22 protein-coding genes and 1 riboswitch are annotated in these 24,635 nt (G+C 64.5%); of the genes, 3 read left to right on the top strand and 19 right to left on the bottom strand.

Annotation, left to right across the window (positions count from 1 at the left end):
- Positions 1–313: 313 nt before the first annotated feature.
- The 3 genes from BMX92_RS14190 to BMX92_RS14180 form a co-directional block, all read right to left on the bottom strand.
- Positions 314–1,462, bottom strand: a complete 1,149-nt coding sequence (locus BMX92_RS14190) for an MFS transporter (protein ID WP_218145788.1) — start codon at positions 1,460–1,462, stop codon at positions 314–316.
- Positions 1,463–1,525: 63 nt separating this feature from the next.
- Positions 1,526–1,936: a hypothetical protein gene (locus tag BMX92_RS14185; RefSeq protein ID WP_093017555.1), complete on the bottom strand. Its 411-nt coding sequence runs from the start codon at positions 1,934–1,936 to the stop codon at positions 1,526–1,528.
- Positions 1,937–1,938: 2 nt separating this feature from the next.
- Positions 1,939–3,408, bottom strand: coding sequence for an aldehyde dehydrogenase (locus BMX92_RS14180; RefSeq protein WP_093017552.1), 1,470 nt, complete (start codon positions 3,406–3,408; stop codon positions 1,939–1,941).
- A 678-nt stretch (positions 3,409–4,086) separates the two neighbouring features.
- Here BMX92_RS14180 and BMX92_RS14175 point away from each other — a divergent pair.
- On the top strand, positions 4,087–4,968 hold the full coding sequence (locus BMX92_RS14175) for a hypothetical protein (protein WP_093017550.1): 882 nt from the start codon (positions 4,087–4,089) through the stop codon (positions 4,966–4,968).
- 316 nt (positions 4,969–5,284) lie between these two features.
- On the opposite strand, the gene BMX92_RS14170 is transcribed toward BMX92_RS14175, so the two are convergent.
- The 12 genes from BMX92_RS14170 to BMX92_RS14110 all read right to left on the bottom strand — a co-directional run bounded on the left by BMX92_RS14170 (position 5,285) and on the right by BMX92_RS14110 (position 19,662).
- Entirely contained in the window at positions 5,285–7,672 is a 2,388-nt protein-coding gene (locus tag BMX92_RS14170; protein WP_093017548.1) for a TonB-dependent receptor, read from the bottom strand.
- A gap of 210 nt (positions 7,673–7,882) precedes the next feature.
- A complete protein-coding gene (locus BMX92_RS14165; protein ID WP_093017546.1) occupies positions 7,883–9,358 on the bottom strand; it encodes a carotenoid oxygenase family protein in 1,476 nt (491 codons plus the stop codon).
- A gap of 78 nt (positions 9,359–9,436) precedes the next feature.
- Positions 9,437–9,943, bottom strand: coding sequence for a bifunctional adenosylcobinamide kinase/adenosylcobinamide-phosphate guanylyltransferase (cobU, locus tag BMX92_RS14160; RefSeq protein WP_093017544.1), 507 nt, complete (start codon positions 9,941–9,943; stop codon positions 9,437–9,439).
- Positions 9,940–10,881, bottom strand: a complete 942-nt coding sequence (gene cbiB / locus BMX92_RS14155) for an adenosylcobinamide-phosphate synthase CbiB (protein WP_093017542.1) — start codon at positions 10,879–10,881, stop codon at positions 9,940–9,942. The genes cobU and cbiB overlap by 4 nt, the downstream gene beginning before the upstream one ends.
- A complete protein-coding gene (locus BMX92_RS14150; RefSeq protein ID WP_093017540.1) occupies positions 10,874–11,857 on the bottom strand; it encodes a threonine-phosphate decarboxylase in 984 nt (327 codons plus the stop codon). Before BMX92_RS14150 ends, cbiB begins: the two co-directional genes overlap by 8 nt.
- Positions 11,854–12,570: an adenosylcobinamide-GDP ribazoletransferase gene (locus BMX92_RS14145; RefSeq protein WP_093017538.1), complete on the bottom strand. Its 717-nt coding sequence runs from the start codon at positions 12,568–12,570 to the stop codon at positions 11,854–11,856. The genes BMX92_RS14150 and BMX92_RS14145 overlap by 4 nt, the downstream gene beginning before the upstream one ends.
- Positions 12,567–13,136, bottom strand: coding sequence for a histidine phosphatase family protein (locus tag BMX92_RS14140; protein ID WP_093017536.1), 570 nt, complete (start codon positions 13,134–13,136; stop codon positions 12,567–12,569). Before BMX92_RS14140 ends, BMX92_RS14145 begins: the two co-directional genes overlap by 4 nt.
- Positions 13,136–14,149, bottom strand: a complete 1,014-nt coding sequence (cobT, locus tag BMX92_RS14135; RefSeq protein ID WP_093017534.1) for a nicotinate-nucleotide--dimethylbenzimidazole phosphoribosyltransferase — start codon at positions 14,147–14,149, stop codon at positions 13,136–13,138. The genes BMX92_RS14140 and cobT overlap by 1 nt, the downstream gene beginning before the upstream one ends.
- Positions 14,146–14,553 carry a DUF1636 domain-containing protein gene (locus tag BMX92_RS14130; protein ID WP_093017532.1) on the bottom strand — a complete coding sequence of 136 codons (408 nt, stop codon included), beginning with the start codon at positions 14,551–14,553 and terminating at the stop codon, positions 14,146–14,148. The genes cobT and BMX92_RS14130 overlap by 4 nt, the downstream gene beginning before the upstream one ends.
- Before the next feature lie 198 nt (positions 14,554–14,751).
- Positions 14,752–14,941: riboswitch (cobalamin riboswitch) on the bottom strand.
- A complete protein-coding gene (locus BMX92_RS14120; RefSeq protein WP_093017528.1) occupies positions 14,940–16,559 on the bottom strand; it encodes a GMC family oxidoreductase in 1,620 nt (539 codons plus the stop codon). It overlaps the preceding riboswitch by 2 nt.
- 8 nt (positions 16,560–16,567) lie before the next feature.
- Positions 16,568–18,751 carry a PQQ-dependent dehydrogenase, methanol/ethanol family gene (locus tag BMX92_RS14115; protein ID WP_093017526.1) on the bottom strand — a complete coding sequence of 728 codons (2,184 nt, stop codon included), beginning with the start codon at positions 18,749–18,751 and terminating at the stop codon, positions 16,568–16,570.
- A complete protein-coding gene (locus BMX92_RS14110) occupies positions 18,748–19,662 on the bottom strand; it encodes an NAD(P)H-binding protein (RefSeq protein ID WP_093017524.1) in 915 nt (304 codons plus the stop codon). Before BMX92_RS14110 ends, BMX92_RS14115 begins: the two co-directional genes overlap by 4 nt.
- A 97-nt stretch (positions 19,663–19,759) precedes the next feature.
- Here BMX92_RS14110 and BMX92_RS14105 point away from each other — a divergent pair, with 97 nt between their 5' ends.
- The gene (locus tag BMX92_RS14105; protein WP_093017522.1) at positions 19,760–20,257 is read left to right on the top strand and encodes a nuclear transport factor 2 family protein; all 498 of its coding nucleotides are present in this window, start codon (positions 19,760–19,762) and stop codon (positions 20,255–20,257) included.
- 113 nt (positions 20,258–20,370) lie between these two features.
- Here the strand turns inward: BMX92_RS14105 and BMX92_RS14100 are convergent, their stop codons facing one another.
- Genes BMX92_RS14100 through BMX92_RS14085 form a run of 4 tightly spaced genes read right to left on the bottom strand, consistent with a single transcriptional unit; the run spans position 20,371 to position 23,583 of the window.
- Complete coding sequence (locus BMX92_RS14100) at positions 20,371–20,874, bottom strand: hypothetical protein (protein ID WP_093017520.1); 504 nt, start codon at positions 20,872–20,874, stop codon at positions 20,371–20,373.
- A complete protein-coding gene (locus BMX92_RS14095) occupies positions 20,871–21,266 on the bottom strand; it encodes a c-type cytochrome (RefSeq protein WP_256213434.1) in 396 nt (131 codons plus the stop codon). The genes BMX92_RS14100 and BMX92_RS14095 overlap by 4 nt, the downstream gene beginning before the upstream one ends.
- The gene (locus tag BMX92_RS14090) at positions 21,266–22,798 is read right to left on the bottom strand and encodes an FAD-binding oxidoreductase (RefSeq protein ID WP_093017516.1); all 1,533 of its coding nucleotides are present in this window, start codon (positions 22,796–22,798) and stop codon (positions 21,266–21,268) included. Before BMX92_RS14090 ends, BMX92_RS14095 begins: the two co-directional genes overlap by 1 nt.
- A gap of 29 nt (positions 22,799–22,827) precedes the next feature.
- Entirely contained in the window at positions 22,828–23,583 is a 756-nt protein-coding gene (locus BMX92_RS14085) for an SDR family NAD(P)-dependent oxidoreductase (RefSeq protein WP_093017514.1), read from the bottom strand.
- Positions 23,584–23,748: 165 nt separating this feature from the next.
- Between BMX92_RS14085 and BMX92_RS14080 the strand changes: the two genes are divergently transcribed.
- Positions 23,749–24,585: a p-hydroxycinnamoyl CoA hydratase/lyase gene (locus BMX92_RS14080; protein WP_093017512.1), complete on the top strand. Its 837-nt coding sequence runs from the start codon at positions 23,749–23,751 to the stop codon at positions 24,583–24,585.
- The last annotated feature ends 50 nt before the right edge of the window (positions 24,586–24,635 follow it).

The raw sequence follows: 24,635 nt of genomic DNA, 5'->3' as shown, positions 1-24,635 counted from the left end.
AACTACTTCCAGGGGAGCGGCATCCCGTCTATGTTGGCGACCGTCCCAGGCGCTCCCTGCTGGCAGCGCCCCGTCCGGTGAAAAGCCCTCTAGATAGGGTCGCCAATTCCGTCAAACAGTTTTTTGAAACTTTCGTGAAAATTTGAGGAAAATCCTTTATTTACAGTGCATTACTATTCAACATCGGAGACGGGGCATCAGGCCAAAATCCGCGAAAACCGACTCAAATCCCGAATCAAGCTGCTGATTTGACACCAGAATCGGGTAATTTCCCTGATTCTGGAACGCGACTCACGCCAATGGCGCGATCACCTTATCCCCGGGGTGAGGTCCGGGGCGCTTGAAAGGCAACCAGCAGAACCTGAACTGACAATATGGCGAAGGCCGTGGCCAGGCTGGTCCACTGGGCAATGAAGCCGATCGCCGCAGGGCCAGTCAGCACCCCGGCAAAGCCGATCGATCCGGCAGCCGCGAGCGCGAGATTTTGCGGCATGATGGTCTGCCGCCCGACGGCGCTGTAAAGAAGCGGCACGATATTCGCCAAACCCGCCCCCACCAGCGCGAAGCCAGCGACGGCAAGAGTCCAGTGGACGGGCAGAATCGCGATCCAGAAGCCCAGCACCGCAACGATCGGCCCAAGGCCCAGCATGACCCGGTCGCCAAGGTGACGGACCAGACGGTCCCCCATCAGACGACCGGCGGTCATGGTTATGGCGAAGGCGACATAGCCCAGGCCCGCGCGCGCCGCGTCGAGATGGAAATGATCCGACAGAAGGAGAGCGCTCCAGTCCAGCACCGAGCCTTCCGCCATGAAGATGACGAAGCAGAACAGGCCGATCAGCAGAACGATACCGCGCGGGCGCGCAAAGGCCGGGCCGGAGGCGTTGCGTTCGTCCGTGATGTAAGGCGTCGAGAGGGTTACGCCGATGAGGATGGCGAGGGACACGAGCAGGATCGCGATCGCGGGCGCGACGCCGGATCCCATCAGGACGCTCATCGTGCCGGCGCCGAAGATGCAGCCCAGACTGTAGAAGCCGTGGAAGCCGGACATCAGGCGGCGGCCAAGGGTGCGTTCGGTGTGGATGCCGTGCAGATTGCGGGCGCAGCTGAGCAGGCCGAGCGAGATGCCGAGGGCAAACAGCGCCGCCGCCAGCAACCAGACCGAGGGGGCGAGCGCCAGCAGCGGCAGGATGAGGGCCACCGCATAGCCCGCGCCCGCAAACAGACGGCGGCAACCGAAGCGGCCGACAAGGCCACCGGCGATCGGCATCGTCGTCATCGACCCGGCGCCCAGCGCCAGCAGCGCCATGCCGAGTTGCCCGGCGTTGAGGCCGATCTGCGCCTGCACATGCGGGATGAGCGGCGCCCAGGCGGAAATGGCATAGCCCGGTACGACGAAGGCCAGACGGGTCGCCCGCAACAGGCCGGGGCGCGCGCTTTCCATGGTCGTCTTCGGTTCCAAATGCCGGTCCTTGCCCTGCTTCCTGTCGGCCATCCCCGATAGGCAAGGACAGGTCAAGGCATGCTACCAGCGCAGCAGACCGATCAGTTCCCCCTTCCACGGCCAGAGCAGGATGGCATTGAGCAGCAGCGTCACGATGCCGAACGCATATTCGACCACGCCGGGATCCAGCACGAAATTCCAGTAGCCGATAACGATGTTGAGCGGCACGCAGGCGAGCGCGGCGGGCAACACCGCCCGGTTCGCCAATATGAGCAAGGCCGCGACCACTTCCATGACCTTGATCCAGGCGAACAGGCCCGAATGGATCAGCGCCAGCGTGAATTCCTGCGCCAGCGGCGTGTTGCCCAGCGGCTGAAGATCGAAGGGGGTGAAATATTCCACCCCCGAAAAGAGGAACCAGCCGCCGAAGATGATCCGGGCGGCGGTGAAGGCCGCGCCGCTCCCGCGCCCCTGCGCATCGAGGGCGATCATGGTCAGAAGCCCGCAGGCGCCGCGTCGAGCAGGATCGTCTTGGTTTCCAGATAGAGATGCAGCCCCTCCACCCCGCCTTCGCGGCCGATGCCCGACTGCTTGAAGCCGCCAAAGGGCAGGCCGAATTCCAGCTTCATGCCATTCTGGCCAAAGCCCCCGGCCCGGATACGGCGGCCGATGCGATAGGCGGCGTCGGCGTCGTTGGTCAGCACCGATCCGTTGAGGCCGAAGGCGCTGTCATTGGCGATGCGGATCGCATCCTCCTCATCCTCCGCCGGGATCAGGCAGAGGACGGGGCCGAAAATCTCCTCCTGCGCGATGCGGCTGCTATTATCGACATTGGCGAACAGGGTCGGCTCGATGAAATAGCCCTTGTTCATATGCGCCGGGCGATTGCCGCCGGTGACGAGGTCGGCACTTTCGCGGCCCAGCGCAATATAGTCCTCCACCCGGTCCAGCTGCCGCTTCATCGCCACCGGGCCAAGCTGGGTATCGGGGGCGTCGCTATGGCCGATGCGGATGCCCTGCATCACCTTTGCGATGGCGTCGGCCAGTTCGTCATGCCGGTGCTTCGGCACGATGGCGCGGCTCAGCATCGCGCAGACCTGCCCGCTCATGATGGTGATGGTGTTGCCCAGGATCGCGGCGGCCACCTCGATCGGGAAGTCGTCGCGCACGATCGCCGCCGACTTGCCGCCCAGTTCCAGCGTGCAGCGCGCCACGCGCCCGGCGCAGACTTCGCCGATCCGCTTGCCCGCCAGCGTCGACCCGGTGAAAGTCACCTTGTCGATGCCCGGATTGCGGACCAGATGATCGGACGCATCGCGCCCGGCGGCGACCAGATTGACGACCCCGGCGGGCACCCCGGCCGCCTCCGCCGCTTCGGCCATGATATAGGCCTCCAGCGGGGTTTCCGGCGAGGGCTTCATGATGACGGTGCAGCCCGCGACCAGCGCATAGGCGACCTTGGCCGACATGATGCCATAGGGCGCATTCCACGGCGCGATCGCCGCGACGACGCCGGCCGGTTCCTGCACGACGATGGCGGTGTCCACCATATGCGACGGGCGGCGCTCCACGAAGGGATAGCTGTCCGCATAGCCGGCGATCGCCATCATCGTCGCGGTGGCGCCGCCGGTCATGATCGGCGCGAAGCTGGCGAGGCCGCCGACCTGCGCGGTCCAGGCGGCCGCCAGTTCGGGCGCGCGCTTTTCCAGTTCCGCGCCCATGCGCCGGACAATCGCGCCGCGTTCCGCCGGGGCCATGGTCGGCCATGGTCCTTCGTCGAAAGCCTTGCGGGCGGCGGCGACGGCGCGGTCCATATCCGCCGCATTGCCTTCCGCGACCTGCGCGACGACCTCCTCGCTATTGGGCGAGACGATGTCGATCATGCCATCGCCGGTCGATGCGACCCATGCGCCGCCGATGAACAGCCTGTCGGGATGGGCAATGCGAACGGCGTCGGGCAACATGATCAATCCTCTCCTGCCTGTGCGCCGCCTTCCCTGATCCGGGCGGTCGGCCAGCTGATGGAATCATCATAACGAACGTTATTATTATTGCAACGGCCAATCGGGCGGTTGGAGGGGGCGAGGATGGGGTGGCGTGTAGGATAGCGCCGAAGTTCACAATGTCGTCGGGGTAAAAAGGGCGGAACGCGCCTGCGAAGCGCTCGCGAAGCGTCTCCCAAGCGCCTGTGACGCGCCACCTGTCCCGGCGGAGACGCGCCTGCCCCGCGGCTGCAACGCCACGGGGAAGCGACAGGGACGCGCCAGCTTTGCGCCTGCGCCGCGCATGCCCCGCGCGTGGCGGAGGCGACCGATTTCAGGGGGGAGGATGGCTTCATCCGCCATGGTAGATCAGAAGAAATCCTACATTGTAAGAGTGTATCGGCGTGCGGGCGGTGGGACATATTCGGGATGGTGGGAAGGCGAGCAGAAGCGGCAGATCGCGACAGCGGCGCCTATTGTTCACGCGGAGGCGTTGCGATGTGCTCTGCGCCTTTGCGCGAATATGTTATGTGCTTTCGGCGCACGACGGCCATTCGCAGTCGTTCACGACCTTGTACTGCATAAGGAAAGCGTCCCCATAGGCTGGTCAAGCATTCACGATGGCCTTTCGCACTTCCCGCAATGTGCTAGCAAGCCTCAATGAAGAATCCAAAGCGATCAAAGTCGGCGCCGTTGGGGGACGTGTTCTATCCGCGCCACGACACCGTTTGCACCGACGCCTTTAGTCGTTTTCTTGGCGAATATCACGCCAACCTAGACCTCTTTTTCTTCGTTATCCATCTGGTCGCCAAAGCCGATGAAGCTCGCGTTACAGCTTCGACTGCTTTGCTGATGGCTGAAAGTGACCCGGCAAAACGGGCGCAATATGAGAAGATCATAATTCAGCCCGACGCGATGTTGGATCAACTAAAAAAGCATTCTACAGTTCAGTCACGCAATCTAACCAATGGTATCGTAAATGCATTCCAACGTTATTTTTCTGCTATAATAAATTCCGCAGCCATAAAGCGGCCAGAAATTATTTCATCATCCCAAACAATCAGAATAGATGATGTTCTCCGTTTCAAAAAACATAAAGAATTAATTGCATTCATAATAGATAGGAAAATTAACGAACTTTCTTATGGCGGCCTCAGTGATATGGAAAAATATTTTAATGATCGTCTGGGCGTTCGCATGTTTCCTGACAACCGTCAGCGGGAACTGTTGCGTCTTTTTGTCGAAGTTAGGAATATCAACGTTCATAATGGGGGGATCGTTAACGATATTTTTGCCAGCCGTGTGGGGATAGTGGAGGGTTTTGACTACGCCAAGGGCAAGACTTTCCACGTTGATATGGACGCGCTAGTAACTCTGTCCGAAAATGCAATGCGGGTCGCCATGCATATCGATGCAACTGTCGGCGCTAAGTTCAGCCTTCTGCGGAAAGCGCACCGAAGCTGGAAACAGCCGCAGAAAATGTCGATTAAGATTGAATCTAAGGTATTTAACCATGAGGCCGTTCACAAAGAGAGTGAGTAATTACTGCGTAGCGTCGCTTGATTGAGCGTCCGCTTTAGTAAATTCAATGTGCGAAGCCGTCATTCCGCTTCCCACCTGAAAGAGCAGAACATGGCTTCGACAGGCGCTCCTGAGTTTGTCGAAGGGCCGAACGGGGTTGGGTTATCCCCGATTGCGCGCATTCTGCACCGGAAGCATCTCAACACACGCCGCAATCCGAGTTCATGCCCCCCATGAAAAAGGCCCGCCCGCTTGTCGCGAACGAGCCTTCCTCCCCTTCCCTACGGCATCACCGATCCTTGTCCGGTCGCCGGAGATCGCCCCGGCCGGACAGGGATCAGAAATTCTTCTTCACGGTCACGGTCCATTCGCGCGGACGGCCGACGGTGCCGGTCACGACGCCGAAGGTGCCGACATTTTCCGCGACGCCATTATAGTAGAATTTGTCGAAGAGATTGGTGACGCCGGCGCTGAGCGACCAGTCCCTGTCCGCCGCCTGATAGGTCAGCCGCGCATTCACCAGGCTGGGCGGATCGATCAGATTATAGGCGTTGTTGACCGAATTATAATAGAAGTTGGAGCGCCAGGACCAGTCGATCCGCGGCGTCAGCGTGCCGTTGCCGCCCAGATCCGCTTCATATTGGATGCCGGCCGACAATTGCCATTTGCTGATGAAGGGGGCGATCATATCCTTCGTCACCAGCGTGGCGGGATTGGTGATCTTCGTATAATCGAAATCGAGATAGCCGACCGAGGCATCGATCGACAGGCCGTCGGCCGGATGGAATTGCGCTTCCGCTTCCCAGCCGAACACTTCCGCATCGCCCGCATTGGACGGGACGGAGCAGGACAGCACCACGCTTTCCGGGCACTGATAGCGGACAAGCTGCATATCCTTATATTTGTTGAGGAAGACGGCACCGTTGAGGCGCAGCATACGGCCCAGCAGGTCGGCCTTGAAGCCCGCTTCATAGGTAGTCAGCGTTTCCGGGCCGAAGGTCAGCACCTGATCCGGGGCGGACGGGCGCGGGTTGATGCCGCCGCCCTTGAAGCCGGTCGATATCTGGGCATAGGTCATCAGGTCGCGCGACCAGCGATAATTGACGCCCAGACGATAGTCGAGCCGATCGCCCTTGAAGGTGCCGGTCAGACCGTCCAGCCCCGCCAGCAGGAAATTGGGGGTGAAGAAGGCGCCGCTCGGCAGGCTGCCGTCCACATTGCGGCGGGAATAGCGGTACGTCTTCTTGTCGTCGGTGTAGCGCAGGCCGCCGATGATGTTGAAGGCGTCCGTCACATGAAATTCGCCATGGGCGAAGGCGGACACGCTGCGATTCTTGATCACGTCGTCGGACATGAAGTCGAACAACAGGGTCGGGATCTGGCTGCGGCCTTTGATCGTGTCGGTCGCGCTATAATAGAAGCCGCCCACGGTGAGATCGACCAGACCGCCCAAATTGGCGCTGAGGCGCAGTTCCTGCGTGAACTGTTCATGGCCATAGGTGAATTGCTGGAGCAGGATGGCGAGCGGCGATCCATCCACGTCGATCGCGCTGGTGCCATGGGCTTCGCGCCAGCCGGTGATGGATTTGAGTTTCAGGCTGTCGGACAGATCATAATCGATCGTGCCGGACAGGCCCCATGCCTTGACCGTGCTGGTCGGGCTGGCGGTGAAGCCGCCCGGTGCGACCTGGGTCGGGATGCCGAAGGCGGTCGTATAATTGCCGCCGGTCGCATAGGTGGCGTAGGAGGTGTAGCTCTTCGCCCCGGTCAGGAAGCGGCTGTCGAAGGGGATGCCGGCCGTCGCATCGCTGGCGTCATAGCTGCGCACCGATGGATTGTCGGCATAGAGCAATTTGGTGGCGACCACCTCGCTGTTGTCGCGCGACACATCGCCCACGATGTTGATTTCGAGCGGCGATCCGGCGGGGGCGTAGCGCAATGCGGCGCGCAGGCCCATCACGTCGATGCCGCCTTCGGTGCCGATCTTGCAATTTTTATTGCCGCTGCTGGCCGGGATGCCCGATGTCGGATTGACGCAGCCATAGTCGAGCAGGCTCATATAGCCGTCGACATTTTTCGACACGCCTGAGACGCGCAGGAAAAGGTCGTTCGTCAGCGGGATATTGGCGCTGCCGCGCAGTTCGATCCGGTCGAACCGGCCATAGGTCGCCTCGATAAAGCCGCCGGGGGTCGAATCCGGCTTTTTGCTGAACAGCTTGACCGCGCCGCCGACGCTGTTCTTGCCGGCCAGCGTGCCCTGTGGCCCGCGCAGCACCTCTACCCGTTCCAGATCGGTGAGGTCCATCACCGCGCCGAAGGTGGTGCCATAATAGATATCGTCGACATAGATGCCCACGCCCGGTTCCAGCGCGAAGCTGGCGTCGAGCTGGCCCACGCCGCGGATGAAGGCGGCGACGCTGTTGCCCTGAATGCTGGTCGCCGGGGCCAGCGCGACATTGGGCGCGAACTGGCCGAGATCGGTGACGCTGGTCTGGCTGCGCGCGGCGAGCGTATCGGCCGAGACGGCAGTGATCGCGATCGGCGTGTCCTGCAAATTCTGGGCGCGGAACTGGGCGGTGACGATGATGTCGGCGCTGTTGGCTTGATCAGTCGGTTGATCGGGTTGCGCCGTTTCCTGCGCGAAGGCCGGCGCGGCGGTCATGGCCGCGACCAGTGCCAGCGCTGCACCATGGCCCCGAAATGCGCACTTTCCAAAGGATGTCATGCTTGTCCTCCCTCTTTTCATGGCCGCAGGCATGGAGAGAGGGACCGGCGCCGCCTGTCGACGGCACCGGGCGGGCGGCGCTTGTGCGCCTGCCTTGCCCTGTCATCCTCTCATCCGCCCTGCTGGCCGGTTCTGCTTTGCAGTCCTTGTTGGAGGGGAGGACGCATCGCCTTCCCTCTCCTGCAATCAATAACGATCGTTACTATTATGTCAAGCCGGTTGGCGACTTTTTGCGGTGGCAAGCTGCGCCGCCGATACCCAGGCGCCATGGACCTGCGCCCGCATCGGCAGGGGCATGGGCACGCGGGCGATGGGGCCGGCGGCGATGGTATTGGCGTCCACGATCCAGAGCTCGGACCGGAAATCCGTGTCGCCGGTCTGGCGGTCGACCACCATCAGCAGCCAGCCTTCATGATCGGGCCGGGTCGAGGGCACATGCACCGGTTCGCTGATCGCCATGCCGGGTTCCAGCCCCATCATGTCGATCCGGCCATTGCCCGGCTCGATCTGCAACAGGGCGTTGAAGGCAAAGCCGACCGGACCGCCGAGCAGGGGCGGACCGCCCTGCGGATTCATCGACAGATACCAGGCCGATCGATAGGGGCGCCCCTGATCCGCGTCGCGCAGGCGGGGCATGTCGCCCGGCGGACCGACGACCCGCTCCTCATAGCCATCGCCCGGCTTTTCCATGTCGAAGGTCCAGCGGGTGAGGCCGCCCTGAATGTCGCGCTGGTCGCGCCGGATGCCCCCGGCCTCGCGCATGAAGCCAAAGGCATTGGTGTCCGACAGGCAGAGGTCGAGATGGATGCGGCCATCCTCCTCGAAGGCGTTGAGCAGGTGGAAGGCGGAAATGCCGGGGCGGCCTTTGAACCAGCGCATCTCCTCCACCTTGCCATAGCGGGGCATGATGCCGACCCAGCTTTCCAGTTCCTGCTGATGCGCCCAATGTTCGCCGCCCGCTTTCAAGCGATCAAGGTCGGCGGTGGTGGGGAAGATCGGGAAGATCGCGTAATTTTGCGTGATCGCGAAATCATGGATGGTCGAGCAATAGGGCTGATCGAACCATTGTTCCGACATCAGATGGCCGTCGCGATCGGCGATGGCATAGGCGATCCTGGTGGAGCAGAGGCCGTCCGCCTCATAGCCGAAGAAGAACATCTCCCCCGTGTCCGGATCGACGCGCGGATGGGCGGTGAAGGTCTGGGAGGTGAAGGCGCCATGATAATCCCAGCGGCCGATCGTCTCCAGCGTGTCGGGATCGACTTCATAGCCAAGCCCGTCCTCCTTGGTCATGAACAGGCGGCCGCCATGCCAGACCGGCGTCGTATTCGCGACGGTGCGGTCGCGGCCGGCGACGGCGGGGTCGTCGGTGAAGGGGTTGCGATAACGGCCGAACAGGGCGCGACGGGCGTCCTTCTCCAGCGCGTAGCGTTCGGTTTCGACATAGCGGATGGCATAGTCGACCTTGCCATCCTGAATCGCGAATTTCGCGACCATGCCGTCGCCCGACAGGACGATATCGTCGGCGAACATCGGCGCATGGGCGGGATCTGGCACGGCGCGGAAGAAGGCGCCGTCGATTTCAGGCGGAATTTCGCCGATCACGTCCAGATTGCGCGCCGACCATTCGACGCCAACGGGCGTGTTCAGGCCGATGAAATGGATGGTCTGGGGGTAGGCAGGCATGGCCTTTCGATCCTCTCTTATCTCGACTCATAGTAACAATCGTTACTGTTGTTGCCAAGAGGGAGAGTGGAGAGGCGCTTATTTCAGGTGTAGCGGCAGGCCGGCCGCGACGAAGATCACTTCGGGGCAATGGGCGGCGACCGCCTGGTTGATGGTGCCAGCCATGTCGCGGAAGCGGCGGGCCAGCGCATTGTCGGGGACGATGCCCAGCCCCACTTCATTGGCGACCAGAATGACCGGCCCTTTTGCATGGTCGAGCGCATCGATGAGGGCGGCGAGCGCAGCGTCCATGTCGCGCTCCGCCAGCAGCAGGTTGGACGCCCAGAGCGTCAGGCAATCGATCAGCAGGGTGTGGCCGGGCCGGGCTTGCCCCGCCACAACTTCCGCAAGATCGAACGGCGCGTCGATGGTCCGCCAGCGCGGGCCGCGATCGGCGCGGTGGCGATCGATACGGTCGACCATTTCGGCGTCCAGCGCCTGCGCGGTCGCGACATAGATGAGGTCGCCGGGCATCGCCTCCGCGCGCATCTGCGCATGGCGGCTCTTGCCCGACCGCGCACCGCCCAGCACGAACAGATGATTCATCTCCACGCCCAAGCCACTCCTCCCGCCAGCGCCGCCAACAGCAGGCAGGCCCGCCGGTAGAGGCGCAGCGCCCCGTCGATATCCTGCCCGTCCAGATCCCGGCGACCCGATCCGATCCAGTCCTTGTCATGGCGCACGCCGTCATAGGCGATCGGCCCGGCCAGCGACAGATCGAGCGCGCCCGCCATCGCCGCTTCCGGCCAGCCCGCATTGGGGGAAGCGTGGCGATGCGCATCGCGCAGCATGATGCGCCAGCCCCGCCCGGCCGCCAGACAGAGCAGCAGCCCCGCCAGCCGCGCCGGGATGAGGTTCAGCCCATCGTCCAGCCGCGCCGCCGCCCAGCCAAAGGCCCGCCAGCGGGCTTCCTTATGCCCGATCAGGCTGTCGGCGGTGTTGATCGCCTTATAGGCCCATAGGCCCGGCAGACCGCCGATCAGCAGCCAGAAGAGCGGCGCCGCCACGCCATCGCAGAAGCTTTCGGCCAGACTTTCGATCGCCGCGCGCGCCACGCCGGCGGTATCCAGTTGGGCGGTATCGCGGCCGACGATCATGCCGACCGCCGTGCGCGCCCGATCGAGATCGCCCGCGCGCAGGGGAATGGCGACGGCGCGGACGTGGCGATGCAGACTGCCCGCCGCCATGCCGGGCATCGCCAGCAGCGCGACCATGATCCAGCCCCAGCGGCCCAGCAGCAGATGTGCCATCCATTCCAGCAGCAGTCCGCCGCCGATCGTCACGGCCAGCAGGATCAGCACGCAGGCGACACCGCTCGCCCGCCGCGCGGCATCCGACCGTTCCGGCCGGTTCCAGCGTCGCTCGCACCCGTCGATGATCGCGGCGAACAGGCCGACCGGATGGCCGATCCGGCGCTGCACCGCATCGGGCCAGCCGATCGGCGCTTCCAGCGCCATGGCCAGCAGAGCGACCGGTTCAGCCATTGGACAGTGCCCGGTCGAGCCGATCCATTGCTGTCGCATCCTTCGGCAGGCCAAAGCGCAGCCAGTGCGGCTGGTCGGCAAAGGGGCGAGTCAGGATCGCCGCGCGCGCCAGCCGATCGAACAGCGCAGCCGCGTCGGCGCAGGCAACCAGCCGGAACAGCGGGCAGGCGCCGATCGGATCCAGACCATGGCGCCGCAACAGCGCATCCAGCGTCGCCGCCTGCGCATCTACTTTCGTCCGGGTCGCGTCGATCCACGCCGTATCGGCATAAGCGGCCCGCCCGATCGCCAGCGCGGCCGCGGATACAGGCCAGCTACCCAGCCGGGCGCGAAAGCGCGCGACGACTGCCGACGGCCCCAGCAGGAAACCCAGCCGCACCCCGGCAAGGCCAAAAAATTTGCCGAAGGAGCGAAAAATCAGCAGCCGCCTTCCCTCCCCTATCCGACTCGCCAGACTGAAGCCCGGATGGACATCGACAAAGGCTTCATCGATCACCAGCCAGCCGTTCGCGGCCTCCACATGGGCCAGCATCGTTTCCAGTTGCGCCGGCGTCAGCAGGCGACCGTCGGGGTTATTGGGATTGGCGAGCAGCAATATCTCGCCCGGCCCGCCGGGGCTTTCGTCAAGGGAGACGGGCCGCCCGGCCGGATAGATATCGCCATGGGTGCGATAGCAGGGCGTGGCATAGCGCGCCGCGCCGGGCAGCATGTCGGCGAGCATGCGCAGGCCGATTTCCGTGCCCGGCAGCGCGCAGATGTGGGCCGCATCCACCCCGAAATAGCGGCCGGCGCTGGCCTCCAGATCGACCCGCGCCGCTTCGTCGGGCAGGCTCGCCCAGTCGATCGGACCGGCGCGTTCTACCGGCCAGGGGTTGGGATTGATCCCGGTCGACAGGTCGATCCAGTCCGCTTCGCTGCCATAATGAAGACGCGCCGCATCCAGGCGGCCGCCATGATAGGTCCATGGGCTGGTCATAGCCGCCCCATGATGAGAGCCGCCAGCAACAGGCCGCTTTCCACCAGTTCGATGCCTGCACCATGGCCGTCGCCGGAGATGCCGCCTAGCAAAGTGCGAAGTCGCTTCATCCAAAGAAGGATCAGCAAGGGCGCGAGCAGCAGAGCCGGGACAAGCCAGCCCGCCGCCAGCAGCAGGACCGCCCAGCAAAGCAGGTCGACCGGTCGCACCGCATGCCGGAAGCGCGCGCCGAGCCCGTCATGCAGCGGCGGTAGCCAGCGGCTCCAGACCAGAGGCCCGATCCGCGCGGCAAAGGGGATGAGGATCAAGGCCGTCCATGCGCGCTGTTCCAGCAGGCCATGGAGCAGCACCAGTTTGGCCGCCACCTGCACCACCACCGCCACGACACCCATGGCGCCGACATGCGGATCGGCCAGTACCGCGCGGAGACTGTCCGGGCCTCTATGAATCGCGCCAGACGCATCGGCCAGATCGGCAAGGCCATCAAGATGCAGCGCCCCCGTCACCCAAACCCAGCCGACCAGCGCCAGCAGGGCGCCGGTCCAGGGATCGACCTGCGCACCGACCCACCCTGCCCCGCAGACCAGAGCCCCCACGACCAGACCCGCTGCCGGGAACCAGCGGATCGACGCCGCAAAATCGCTATCGTCCGCCGTCACGCGCGGCATGGGCAGGCGGGTGAGAAACTGGATCGCCAGCACCAGCTCCTTCATGTCGCCAGCCCGACGATCTGGCCCCAGCGCGGTTCGCCCGGCCAGACGCGCAGGGTGAGGCAGGCGGCATAGGGCAGGTCGATCGCCCATATCTGACGCTGGTCGAAGCCGCACAGGCTGGCCAGCGCAGCGCGCATCGCCCCGCCATGGGTGACGACCAGAGCGGGTTGCGACGGCAAGGCGGCGATGGCGGCCCTCACGCGCGCCACCAGCGCCGACCAGCGTTCCCCATCGGGTGGCGGGCTGGCATCCGGATCGGCGTGGAATTGGGCCAGCGCGTTCGCGTCCACTGTCGCAGGATCAGCCCCGTCCCACGCCCCGAAATCCAGTTCCCGCCAGCGCGCATCGATCCGGGGCGTCAAGCCGCGATCCTGCGCGATCACCGCTGCCGCCTGCGAAGCGCGGGACAGGTCGGAACAATGAATCGCCGACACTTCCAGCGCCCACGCACGCGCACGGCAGGCGGCGATGCCCGCATCGGTCGATGGCCAGTCGCCATGCCCCAGCAGACGCCCCGTTTCCACCGGCGCCCCATGCCGCATCAGATGGAGCAGCATGCCCTGCATCAGCCGGCCGACACGCCCGCATCGGCAAAGGTCGCCATCTGATCATGCATGGCCAGCGCGGAACGGATCACCGCCACGGCCACCGCGCCGCCGCTGCCCTCGCCCAGCCGCATGTCGAGATCGAGCAAGGGAGTCAGCACCAGTCGCTTGAGCAGGCGCCCATGCGCCGCTTCGGCGGAACGATGACCGGCGATGACATGATTGCAGATGTCGGGCGTACCCGCCGCCATCGCCCCCAGCGCGGCGGAGCAGACGAAGCCGTCCAGCACCACGGGGATATGATGATGGCGCGCCGCCAGCATGGCACCGGCCATCGCCGCGATTTCGCGCCCGCCCACGCAGCGCAGTGTTTCAAAGGCGGTCCTGGGCGCGTCGGCGTGGCAGGCCATTGCGAGGTCAAGCACCTGACGCTTCACCATCTGGCCATGAGCGTCAACGCCCGTGCCCGCGCCGACCCAGTCATCCGCCGTGCCGCCGAAGCTGCGCAGGCACAAAGCCGCCGCCGCTGTCGTATTGCCGATGCCCATTTCGCCCAGCAGCAGCAGGTCCAGCATCGGATCGACCGCATCGGCGCCGGCATTGAGGGCGGCGAGGCAATCCGCTTCGCTCATCGCCGGTTCGACGGTGAAGTCCGCCGTCGGCCGATCAAGATCGAGCGGCACGATGCGCAGGTCCAGTCCCGCCGCACCGGCCAGCGCGTTGATCGCCGCGCCGCCCGCCGCGAAATTGGCGACCATCTGTGCCGTCACTTCGGCCGGATAGGCGCTGACGCCATGGCGGGTCACGCCATGATTGCCGGCGAAGATCAGCGCCAGACCATGGTCGATCCGGGGCCGCACCCGCCGCTGCCAGCCGGCCATGAAGAGGGCGATATCCTCCAGACGGCCGAGCGATCCGGCCGGCTTGGTCAGTTGCGCCTGCCGGGCGGCGGCGGCATCGCGCGCTGCCTGATCGACCACGGGCAGGGACGCCAGCTTCGCCTCGAACGCGGCGATGGTGGGGAACAGGCTCATGCCGCGACGAAGCCGGGGGGCGGGGTGCGGACGATGAAATGGCCCTTCACCCCCTGTGGCCAGTCGGCAAAGGGCACGCGGCCATGCTCGCTGTCGGCATAATAAGCGGCATAGTCCAGGATCGCGCGCGCGGCCTCCTCATCCGGGGTGAAGCGGCCCAGCACATAGCCGACCTTGCCCGGCGCGCGCAGATGGACGGTGCAATGCTCCGAACAGGCGAACAGGCAGGGCATGTCCTGTACCGCGACGCCATCATAGCGGGGCGACTGGGCCTTTACCCGGTGCAGCGCCTCCACCAGCCGCGCGCCGCCGCGCACGCCCTCCGCATCTTCGCGGGCATCAGGCGAATGGCGGCAACTGTTGCACACCACCACCGCTGGCACATCCTCGACCGGCCGCAACATGGCTCAGGCCGCCTTCCGGCTGAAAAATCGATATTCGAATGACGCGCGCATCATGATCCCCGGTCCGTGACAGGACCGCGCGAAGACGAAACGACGATACCATGCGCACGGGCGCACGACATCCCCGCCGCGCTGCCGCACGGTCGGCTCGTCGTTGCGCGAGGGATGACCCCGTTCGGCCGGCACACCCTGTCCGGACGAAGAACGACCACGGCCGGCAGGTCTCCTGGCTTGCGGGTCAATGCCGGGGCGAAGCGCCTTCTCGGGACAGATACCCCAATGGCTTGTGCCTCGCTGGCTCGCCGCTCACAGTTGCAGGGGCAGCCGGGGTCTTGAACCCCGTTCCCTTTTGATCCCCTGGCGGGGAACCGGACGCAGGGCAGGCCCTATCGGACTATGCGGGGGCGATCAAGGCGCTTGAGGACATGGTCGGCGCCCTTGTCGCCGATCATGATGGCGGTCGCATTGGTGTTGCCGGCGGGCAGGGTCGGCATGACGGAGGCGTCGGCCACCCACAGGCCCTCGATGCCGATCACTGCCAGATCGGCATCGACCACGGCATGGGGATCGTCCGCCCGGCCCATCTTCGCGGTGCCCACCGGATGATAGAGCGGGATCGATGCCATCTGCACATAGGCGCGCAATTGTGCCGGATCGGTCAGGGCCGGACCGGGGCGCAGTTCGCTCTTTATATGTGTCGCGATCGGTGTCTCGTTCAGGATGGCGCGGGCGATGCCGATGCCCTCGACAATCTGGTCGATATCATCGTCGCTGCCGAGCTGGCGATGCTCTATCTTTGGGGGATCGAAGGGGTCGGCCGAGCGCAGGCTGATGCGGCCGCGATGGCTGGGGCGCATCAGCCCGACCAGCGTGGAGACAGATGGGGTCTTGCGCAGCATCAGGCGGCCGCGCTCGTCGAAGTCGAAGGCGAAGGCGGCGAAGCTGATCTGGAGATTGGGCGCTGGGAGATCGGCGCGGCTCTTAACGAAGGCCTGCGCGTGGCCGATCGCAGTGGTCAGCGCGCCGCGCCGGGCGAGGGCATAGCGCAGGACTTGCCATGCGCCACGCAGGCCCTGCGCATCGCTGTTGAGCGTGGACACATCGACTTCGTTGACGACATGGGTGCCGACATGATCCTGAAGATTAGCGCCGACGCCGGGGAGGTCGTGCACGATGGCGATGCCATGGGTGCGCAGATGATCGGCGGGGCCGATGCCGGACAACATCAGCAGTCGCGGCGTGTTCATCGATCCAGCGCTGAGGACCACGCCTTGGCGGGCGCGCAGCGTCTTTTCGACGCCGTCCTGCCAATAGACTATGCCGACCGCGCGACCGGCCTCTATCAGGATGCGCAGCAGTTGCGCGCCCAGCAGGATCGTCGGCGCCTTGCCGCCGCGCCGGTCGTGGAGGTAGCCGCGCGCCGCCGAACAACGTTCCCCTTTGCGTTGCGACACCTGCACATAATCGACGCCTTCGGCCTGTTCGCCGTTGAGGTCGAGCGATCGGGGGATGCCCGCCGCTTGTGCTGCCGCAATCCACTGGTCTGTGATCGGATAACGCGCGCGGCTTTCCGACACGGCGATCGGGCCGCCGGTGCCGCGCCATGTGTCGGCGCCGCGCTCATTATCTTCCATGCGTCGGAAATAGGGCAGGACCGCATCATAGTCCCATCCCGCAGCGCCCATCCGCGCCCATTCATCATAATCCCAGCGATGACCGCGAATGAACATCATGCCATTCAGCGCGCTGCCGCCGCCGAGCATCTTGCCCGCGGGCCATATGTCGGCCCGGCCGCCCAGCGACGGGTCCGGCTCGACCTGATGGCACCAGTCATAGGCAGGATTCTGCACGATGGCGCTGGTCAATGCCGGGATGCGCGACCGGACATGGCGGTCCGTGCCGCCTGCTTCGATCAGGGTGACGGACAGACCCGCTTCTGCCAGCCGTCCGGTCATCGCGGCCCCGGCCGATCCGCCGCCCACGACGATGATGTCAGTGTCTTCCATGATCGTTCCTAGAAATTGGACATGACGGCGGCGCTGGGCGCGTCGAGCGGCTTGCCGGCGGCCTTCAGCTTGCGTTCCCGTTCGCGGAGCGGCCCTTGCTCGGCGATCAGCCAGGCGTGGATGGCATCGACATCCCCCTCGCTCAGCAGATCGTCCCAGCGCGGCATGCCGTTGGGGAGCAGCAGCCCTTCGCGCACAATCTGGTTGAAGACATCATGCGTGCCCGGCTGCATCCGGCGCAGGTCCGGTGCGGTGGAACGGAGCTGGTTGCTGTGGCAGATGGCGCAATTCTGGAAGAACAGCCCCTGACCCCTGGCGATCATCGCGGGCGTGACGCCGGGCTTCTGCGCGGGGGGCGCGGACGCTGGCTCCAGCGGCGGCAAGGGCGTGGGCTGCGGCACCGGGCCGCCGTCCAGCCTGAACACCAATATGCGGTTGGCGTTACCGTTGCGATAGGCCGCCGAATAGCGCGGCACATAGCTCCACCCGCCCCCGCCAAAGCCCGCTGCGACCGCGATATATTGCACGCCCTTGACGCGATAGGTCATCGGCGCGGCCATGATCGCACTGCCGGTGTCGATGGCCTTGATCAGCTTACCAGTATCGGCGTCGCGGACGATCAGCTTGCCGCCGATCGTGCCATGGACGATCAGGCCCGACGCGGTGGAGAGCATGCCCATCCGGTCCTGCCAGCCCTCGGTAGGGACCGACCAGCGGGCCTTGCCGGTCAGCGGGTCGATCGCGCGCAACTCGCTACTATAGGGCTTGTCCTTCACCCATTGCATTTCGGGCAGCTTTTCCACCTGTTCCCGGATCGCGGGCGGCAAGGTGGGCAGCACCGCTTGCAATTGCGGGGTGAAGATCAGCGTCGTCTGGACGTTGAGCGCCTTGGGCCTGCGCGCTTCCGCCGGGGTGCCGGGGGGCACGGTGAACATCAGGTTCCCCATATCAAGCACGGAGGCATAATAGCTTTTGCGCTCCGCATCATAGGCGGCCGGATACCAGTTTCTCGCACCTGCGGAGGCCGGGAAGATGAGACGGGGGCCGTTCCAGAAATCGGTGCGGTCCGGCGTCATCTGCGGCACGCCATTCTTGTCGAACCCCTTGGTCCAGTTGGTCCGCACCAGCGGATTGACGCGCAGCGGCTTGCCGGTTTCGCGGTCCAGCACGAACAGATAGCCATTTTTGGGCGAATGGAGGATGACCGGGCGGACCTTGCCGTCCACTTCCATCTCCGTCAGCACCATCGGCTGGGTGGCGGTGAAGTCCCAGCTGTCGCCCGGCGTTTCCTGATAATGCCACTTCACCGCGCCGCTCTTCGCATCCAGCGCGACGATGGAGGACAGATAGAGATTGGTGCCGCCCTTGGGCGAGCGGGTTGCGATCGAATAGGGGCCGCCATTGCCGACGCCGATATAGACGGTGCCGAACTTGGGATCATAGTTGATCGCGTCCCACACGGTGCCGCCGCCGCCAATATCCCAGCGGCTCCTGGCGTCCCAGGTCTTGAGCGCAGCGTCGAGCGCCTTGTCCTCCTGCGGGCCCTTCGCCGGATCATGGGGCACGGTGTAGAACCGCCAGGCCTGCGTGCCGTCGGCGATGCGATAGGCAGTGACATAGCCGCGCGTGTCATATTCCGCGCCGGCATTGCCGAGGATGACGAGATCGCCTGCCACTTCGGGCGCACCAGTGCTGGTATAGCCGCGGCTGTGATCGACCACCGTGTCGACCTTCCACAGGGTCTTGCCGGTCTTCGCGTCGAGCGCGTAGAGCATGCCGTCGAGCGCGCCGACCATCACCTTGCCATGGGCCACGGCGACGCCGCGATTGGCCTGATCGCAGCAGGCGGACCGGTTCGCCTGCATGTCCACCTCCGGCTCGAAGGTCCAGAGCGGCTTGCCGGTCGCCGCGTCGAGCGCATAGACGCGGCCGAGATTGCCGCTGGTGTACATCACCCCATCGACCACCACCGGTGTCGCTTCCTGCACGCGGTTGGTGTTGAGATCATAGGACCAGGCAAGGCCGAGCTTTCCCACATTGTCCTTGTCGATATCGGTCAGCCGCGAATGATGGCTGCCCCACACGTCACCGCCGGTATAGGGCCAGTCGTCGCCTGCCCCCGCATCGCTGCCGCCGCGCGTGCAACCGGCCAGCGCCAATGCTGCGGCCAATATCAGAAACGCCCCTTTCACAGCGGCCAGCTTTCCTTGTGGGCCAGCATCACGTCGCGCAGGCTTTTCGGCTTGCGGCCGGTGATCCTTTCCACCCAGTCCGTCTTCTGCGCGAAATAGCCTTCGCGTATCGACTGGCCGAATGTCACCATGTCGTCGCTGGACCAGGGGATCGGGCCATCGGGGATGATGTCGGAGGCATGGCGCGGCGCGCCGAGCGAATCGAAATAGGCGAACATCGCCTCGTCATCGACCGCCTCTACGACGATCGGCTTGCCGGCCAGTTCGCTGGCCAGGGCCATCGCTTGTGGAATGGTGATGAGGTCGGGGCCGGTCAGCACATAGGCTTTATTCTCATGGCCCGGCTGGGTCAGCACGCCCACGGCGGTCGCGACACAATCGTCGCGGCTGACGAAGGCCACGGGACCATCCCCGCAATTGTCGGGCTTGCCGCCGAACATCAAGGCGGGGATCGTCATCGGGCCAGCAATCGCTTCGGCATATTGGCTGTCGCGCAAATGGGTCCAGGATGCGCCGGAGGCTTCGATGAGCTCTTCGGTCGCGCGATGGTCGTTCTTGACGATCGCCGGATTGCTGGGCGCATCGGCAGCGATGATCGAGGTATAGACGATATGCTGCACGCCAGCCGCAACCGCTGCCTCCACCGCATTTCGATGCTGGCCGACGCGGGTGCCGACGCGCGCCGTGCTGATCAGCAGCATCCTTTCTCCGCCGGCCATGGCGGCGGGCAGGCTGGTGGGATCGTCGAAATCGGCGAAGCGGACGTCGGCTCCGCGCGCGGCGAGATCGGCCAGCTTCGCCGGCGTGCGGGTCAGCAATATAGCGTCCTGTGGCGCGATCTTCTCCAGCAGCAATTCCGCCGCCGCCCGGCCGAACGAACCCGAAGCGCCTGAAATGATGATCTTCCCCATGCGTCCTCTCGCTTGCATGATCTGTCGTCTTGTTGCAGATAATCGTAACGAATGTTATTATTGCGTCAAGCCATAGATAATGAGGAGAGTGACTATCATGCCTTCCCTTCCGATCGAGGACCGGATCGCGCTGCAAGACCTGATCGCCGCCTATAGCTGGGCGCTCGATACCGGGGATGTCGACGGGCTGGTGGCCTGTTTCACGCCGGACGCGCGCATGGTGGAGGAGGTGTTCGACGATCCCGACATCTGGGAAGGGCATGAGGGGATTCGCGGCATCGCAGACCATTATCGTAACGCGCCGGGCTTTCCGGGGCGTCAGCATCATGTGACGCAGACGCAATATGAAGCGCAGGACGACGGAAGTTGCACGATGCGATCCTTCGCCTTCGTGACGGAATGCGAGGGCGAGCCGCCCTATCTGCTGCGCTTCGCTGGGTGGTATGACGATCATGCGGTGAAGGGCGCGGACGGCCAGTGGCGCTTTCATCGGCGAACGGTAAGGCTGTGGGATGGCGAGGTGTTGAAGAATTTCCCCGGTCGCGGGGCGTGGGTTCCGCGTAAACGGCCGGATTCGCTGATTATCAAGCGGTAACTGGTATATAAGGGCCGTTCGTCCTGAGCTTGTCGAAGGACCGTTCTTTCTTTCGAGATTGCGAAGAAGAACGGGGCTTCGACAGGCTCAGCCCGAACGGGGGATAGGGTTTGTTATTTAACCAGCACCCAACTGAGGGCAGTCATGATGCGACTGTCGGGTGCAACGGTGCACTGGCCGATCTTATCCAACGCCAGTTCGGCAAAGGATTCCGGCCATGATGCGCCGGAAAGGTGCGCTAATCTGGCAACGGCAGCGCCATCCGACCCACAGTTAGCCGTCATACGCCCATTATCATGACAAACCAACGCAACCCCGCGATAGCCCGCCTCGGCCGCGATCTCACCGACCAGCAGTTCGTCACTCCGCCGTGTCACGGCAAAGATCGCCGCCGGTGCAGAAGCGAGCAAAGCCTGCATCTGCCGCACCCGATCGCCATCCAGCGCCACAGCCTGTCCGCCCAGATATTGCACATGGGCGGCGAAGCGGCGGCCGGCCGCCAATTGCGCATCGTGCAGCAGAAGCGGCGACGTAGCCGCCTCTGCCCGCCCGCCAACCAGCGCTGCCGAAGCGACCGCCGCGCTCGCCAGAAAGCCGCGTCGCGACAGGTCGATCATGGCTTTGCCCCCTTGGCCAGATGCTGCGCAATCAATTGCAGGTCCGCGTCGCTCACTTCTCCGCGCGGGATGGCGGGCATATTGCCGATGCCCATGCGCGCCGCCTGCACCACATAATCGACTGTCAGATCGGTGCGCTTTTCCAGCAGGGGCTGGTCGGCCCGCCGCGCCAACAGGCCCGTTCCCATGCCGCCCGGCCCATGGCACATGGCGCATTTTTCCAGATAGAGCCTCTCGCCCGGCGCCGCTTGCGGCCGCGACGAAAGGGTTTCGGGCGCGGGCAAGGGCGGTGGTCCCTTTGGCGCCTCCTTCGGCGTCTCGGTCGCGCGGCCACAGGCGGCCCCAGCCAATATCAGCGCGGCGCCCGCCAGCGCGATCATGCCCCGGCGCATCAGCCCTGCCCTCCCGCACGGCTGCTGGGCCAGATGCCGCTCTTGCCCGGCGCGATGATGCCCCTGGGATCGAGCGCATCCTTCACCTTGCGGTTGAGCTGCCCCAGCGCGCCCTTGTTATAATCATAGGTGCCCGCGACCGCGTCCATATAGTCGAGATGGGTGCGATATTCGCCATAACCCTGCGCCTTCGCGTCGGCGATCAGATGTTTGAGGAAGGGATCGACCCGGCCCATCAGGTCCGCATCATCCTTGTTGATCAGCACGGCGTTGACGTTGATGAGGTGGCGCTCGCCAAAGGCGAAGCTGGCCTGATAATCCATGCCATATTCCTTGTAGCGGGCGTAGGTGCGCTGGAACTGGGCCTGCGCCGCCGCGCCCGATTGCGGCAGGATCGGCGAGAAGCCGATATGGCCGCCCCGCCCGCTATGCCAGTTTGCATTCTGCATCGGCATGGTGAGCGGCGTGCCGGTCCAGCCGGTCGCCTCCAGCGGCTCGCCCGTCTTCCATGTCGTGGGGCGCAGCGACATGGGCTTCAGCTTGCCCAGTTCCTGCTCCAATATGGCATAGGCCGCCTTATTGACGGACTCGCGGCCGTAGAGGCGCAGGCTCACCCCCCACCAGCCGACGTTGAATTTCTTGCGGATCGCGGCGATCACATCATCGGGCAACGCGCCGGGCTTGTCGGTCCACTGGTCGCGGGTGGTGACCACGGCGGCGGCGCGCAGCCAGTTGCCGATGGTGGGCGACTGCTGCAACAGCCCTTCGCGCCGCAGCGGCGCGATCGCGTCGATGAGTGGCCCCAGATCCTCCGGCCGGTCGAATTCCAGATCCATGCCCATCAGTGATTCCGGCGCGGGCATCAGCCACAGGCCCATCTTCGTCACGATGCCGAAATTGGACTGGACGAACATCTGGTCCCAGCCGGGGCCGAAGCCGAAGCGATAAAGCTGCCAGGTCGGCGCGCCATCGAGCGCGCCCATGCCGGTGCGCACGACCATGCCGTCCGCCATCACCGCCTCTATCCCGCAGATGCGGGTCGCATGTTCGCCATAGGGGGTATAGCCCATGCCGCGATCCAGCGCATTGCCGACCACCGATCCCCAGCTATTGCCGGGCACCGAGAGCCAGTGCTTCATGCCTTTGGATTTCAGGAAGTCGTAGAGATCGTAGAAGCCGACGCCCGGCTCCAGCAGGACCGTGCCGTTCGCCTCGTCATAATCGATCTTCTTCATCCGGCTGAGGTCCAGCACCACCGATCCCGCCATTAGCGGCGCCGACCCGCCATAGCCCAGATTCTTGCCCCGACTGATCGGCCAGAGCGCGACGCCCCGTTCGGACGCGATGCGGACGATCGCCTGAATCTCTTCCACCGTCGCGGGGGCGACCGCGCCGGCGGGATGGTGGCGGGCGTCGTCGATGGCGAACTTGTCCTGATAGCTGGCCTGATCGGCCTCATCGAAAAAGACATGATCCTTGCCGACGATCGCCGCGAAGGCGGCGATGGTGGCGGGGGAGAGCGTTTGGGCCATGCTGTGTCTTGCCTTGTGGTGAAAGGGGTTCAGGCCGCCGCGGTCCAGCGCGTCCGCGCTGGCGGGCGCGCGCCGCCGTCGAGCCGCAGGACTTCGCCATTGATCATGGGCTGGCGGATCAGGAACAGGGCAGCCTCGGCAAATTCCTCAGTCGTGCCGGCGCGGCGTGGAAATTCCATGCCGCCGACCAGTTCATCGACCAGCGCTTGCGGCATGTCCGCGGTCATCGGCGTCGCGAAGAAGCCCGGCGCGATGCCGACGCAGCGGATCGCATGGCGCGACAGGTCGCGCGCCCAGATCAGCGTCAGCGCGGCGAGCGCCGCCTTGGACGCGGCATAGGCGCCCATGCCCTCCTGCCCTTCAAAGGAAGCAATCGAGCAGGCATTGAGGATCACGCCGCGTGTCCCATCGGGACCATCGGGCATATTGCCGATCATGCGATGCCCGACATGCGCGGTGACGTTGACAGCGCCGATCAGGTTGACGTCGATCAGGCGGCGGAAAGCGACGACATCGCCAGGCCCCGCAGGCGTGGCGATGGGTCCGATGCCGCCAATCCCGGCCATGTTCGCCAGGATCGAAACCGGGCCGATCTGCGCCATGGCGGCGCGCACCGCCGCCTCATCCGTGATGTCGCACAGGATCGAACGCACGCCTGGCATGCGGCTGGCCTGCAAATCGAGCACCACAATATCGGCGCCTGCGGACAGCAAGTTGGACACCAGTGCGGCGCCTAAACCCGATGCGCCGCCGGTGACGAGCGCCGTCTTGCCTTGTACATCCATCTCACCTCACTCGCCGACCATGTCGATCTATTAATAACGATCGTTATCATCTCGTGCTATGACCTGATTGTCAAGCGGACGGCTGGAGGGCGAGCCTGCAAAAAGCGCTTGCCTGCCTGTTGCATCAGATTGTATGCTAGTGATACATATTGCAGGAGCAGGACCATGGAAGAGCAGGACGTCGTTTCCGTACATGTCGAGGACCGCATCGCCTGGGTGAATTTCGCCCGCCCCGCCAAGCGCAACGCGATGAGCCCGACGCTCAACCGGCGCATGATGGAAGTGCTGGACGAACTGGAGTTTCGCGACGATGTCGGCGTGCTGGTGCTGGGCGGCGAAGGCAGCGCCTGGTCGGCAGGCATGGACCTGAAGGAATATTTCCGAGAAACCGAAGCCAAAGGCCTGCGCGGCGTGCGCAAGTCGCAGGCGGAAAGCTATGGCTGGTTCCGTCGCCTGCGCTGGTATCAGAAGCCGACGATCGCGATGGTCAATGGCTGGTGTTTCGGCGGCGGCTTCGGTCCGCTCTTCGCCTGCGATCTCGCCATCTGCGCGGATGAGGCGCAGTTCGGTCTGTCCGAAATCAACTGGGGCATATTGCCCGGCGGCGGCGTGACCAAGGTGGTGGTCGACCTGCTCCCCATGCGCGACGCCATGTGGCTGACGCTGACCGGCGACCTGATCGATGGCAAGGCGGCGGCGGCGATGCGGCTGGTCAATGAAAGCGTGCCGCTGGACCAGCTCAAGGCGCGGACCACGCAGGTTGCCGAACTGCTGCTGAAGAAGAACCCGGTCGCGCTGAAATTCGCCAAGGATGCTGTTCGCCGCGTGGGCACCATGACCTATGACGAGGCGGAGGATTATCTGGTCCGCATGCAGGAAGCCGCCAATTTCCATGACAAGAGCGAAGGCCGCAAGGAAGGCATCCGCCAGTTCATCGACGAAAAGAGCTATAAGCCCGGCCTGGGCAGCTATGATCTGGAAAAGGGCAAGGCTTCAGCATAGATTTTCATATCTATGATATATCCATATCCGTGAAGTTATGGCAGGGTGAT

Origin of the sequence: Sphingobium sp. YR768 (genome assembly GCF_900111125.1) — a bacterium.
Taxonomy (GTDB): Bacteria; Pseudomonadota; Alphaproteobacteria; order Sphingomonadales; family Sphingomonadaceae; genus Sphingobium.
Note: the sequence above shows the minus strand (reverse complement) of the source record. Positions and strands in the feature narration are given on the sequence as shown.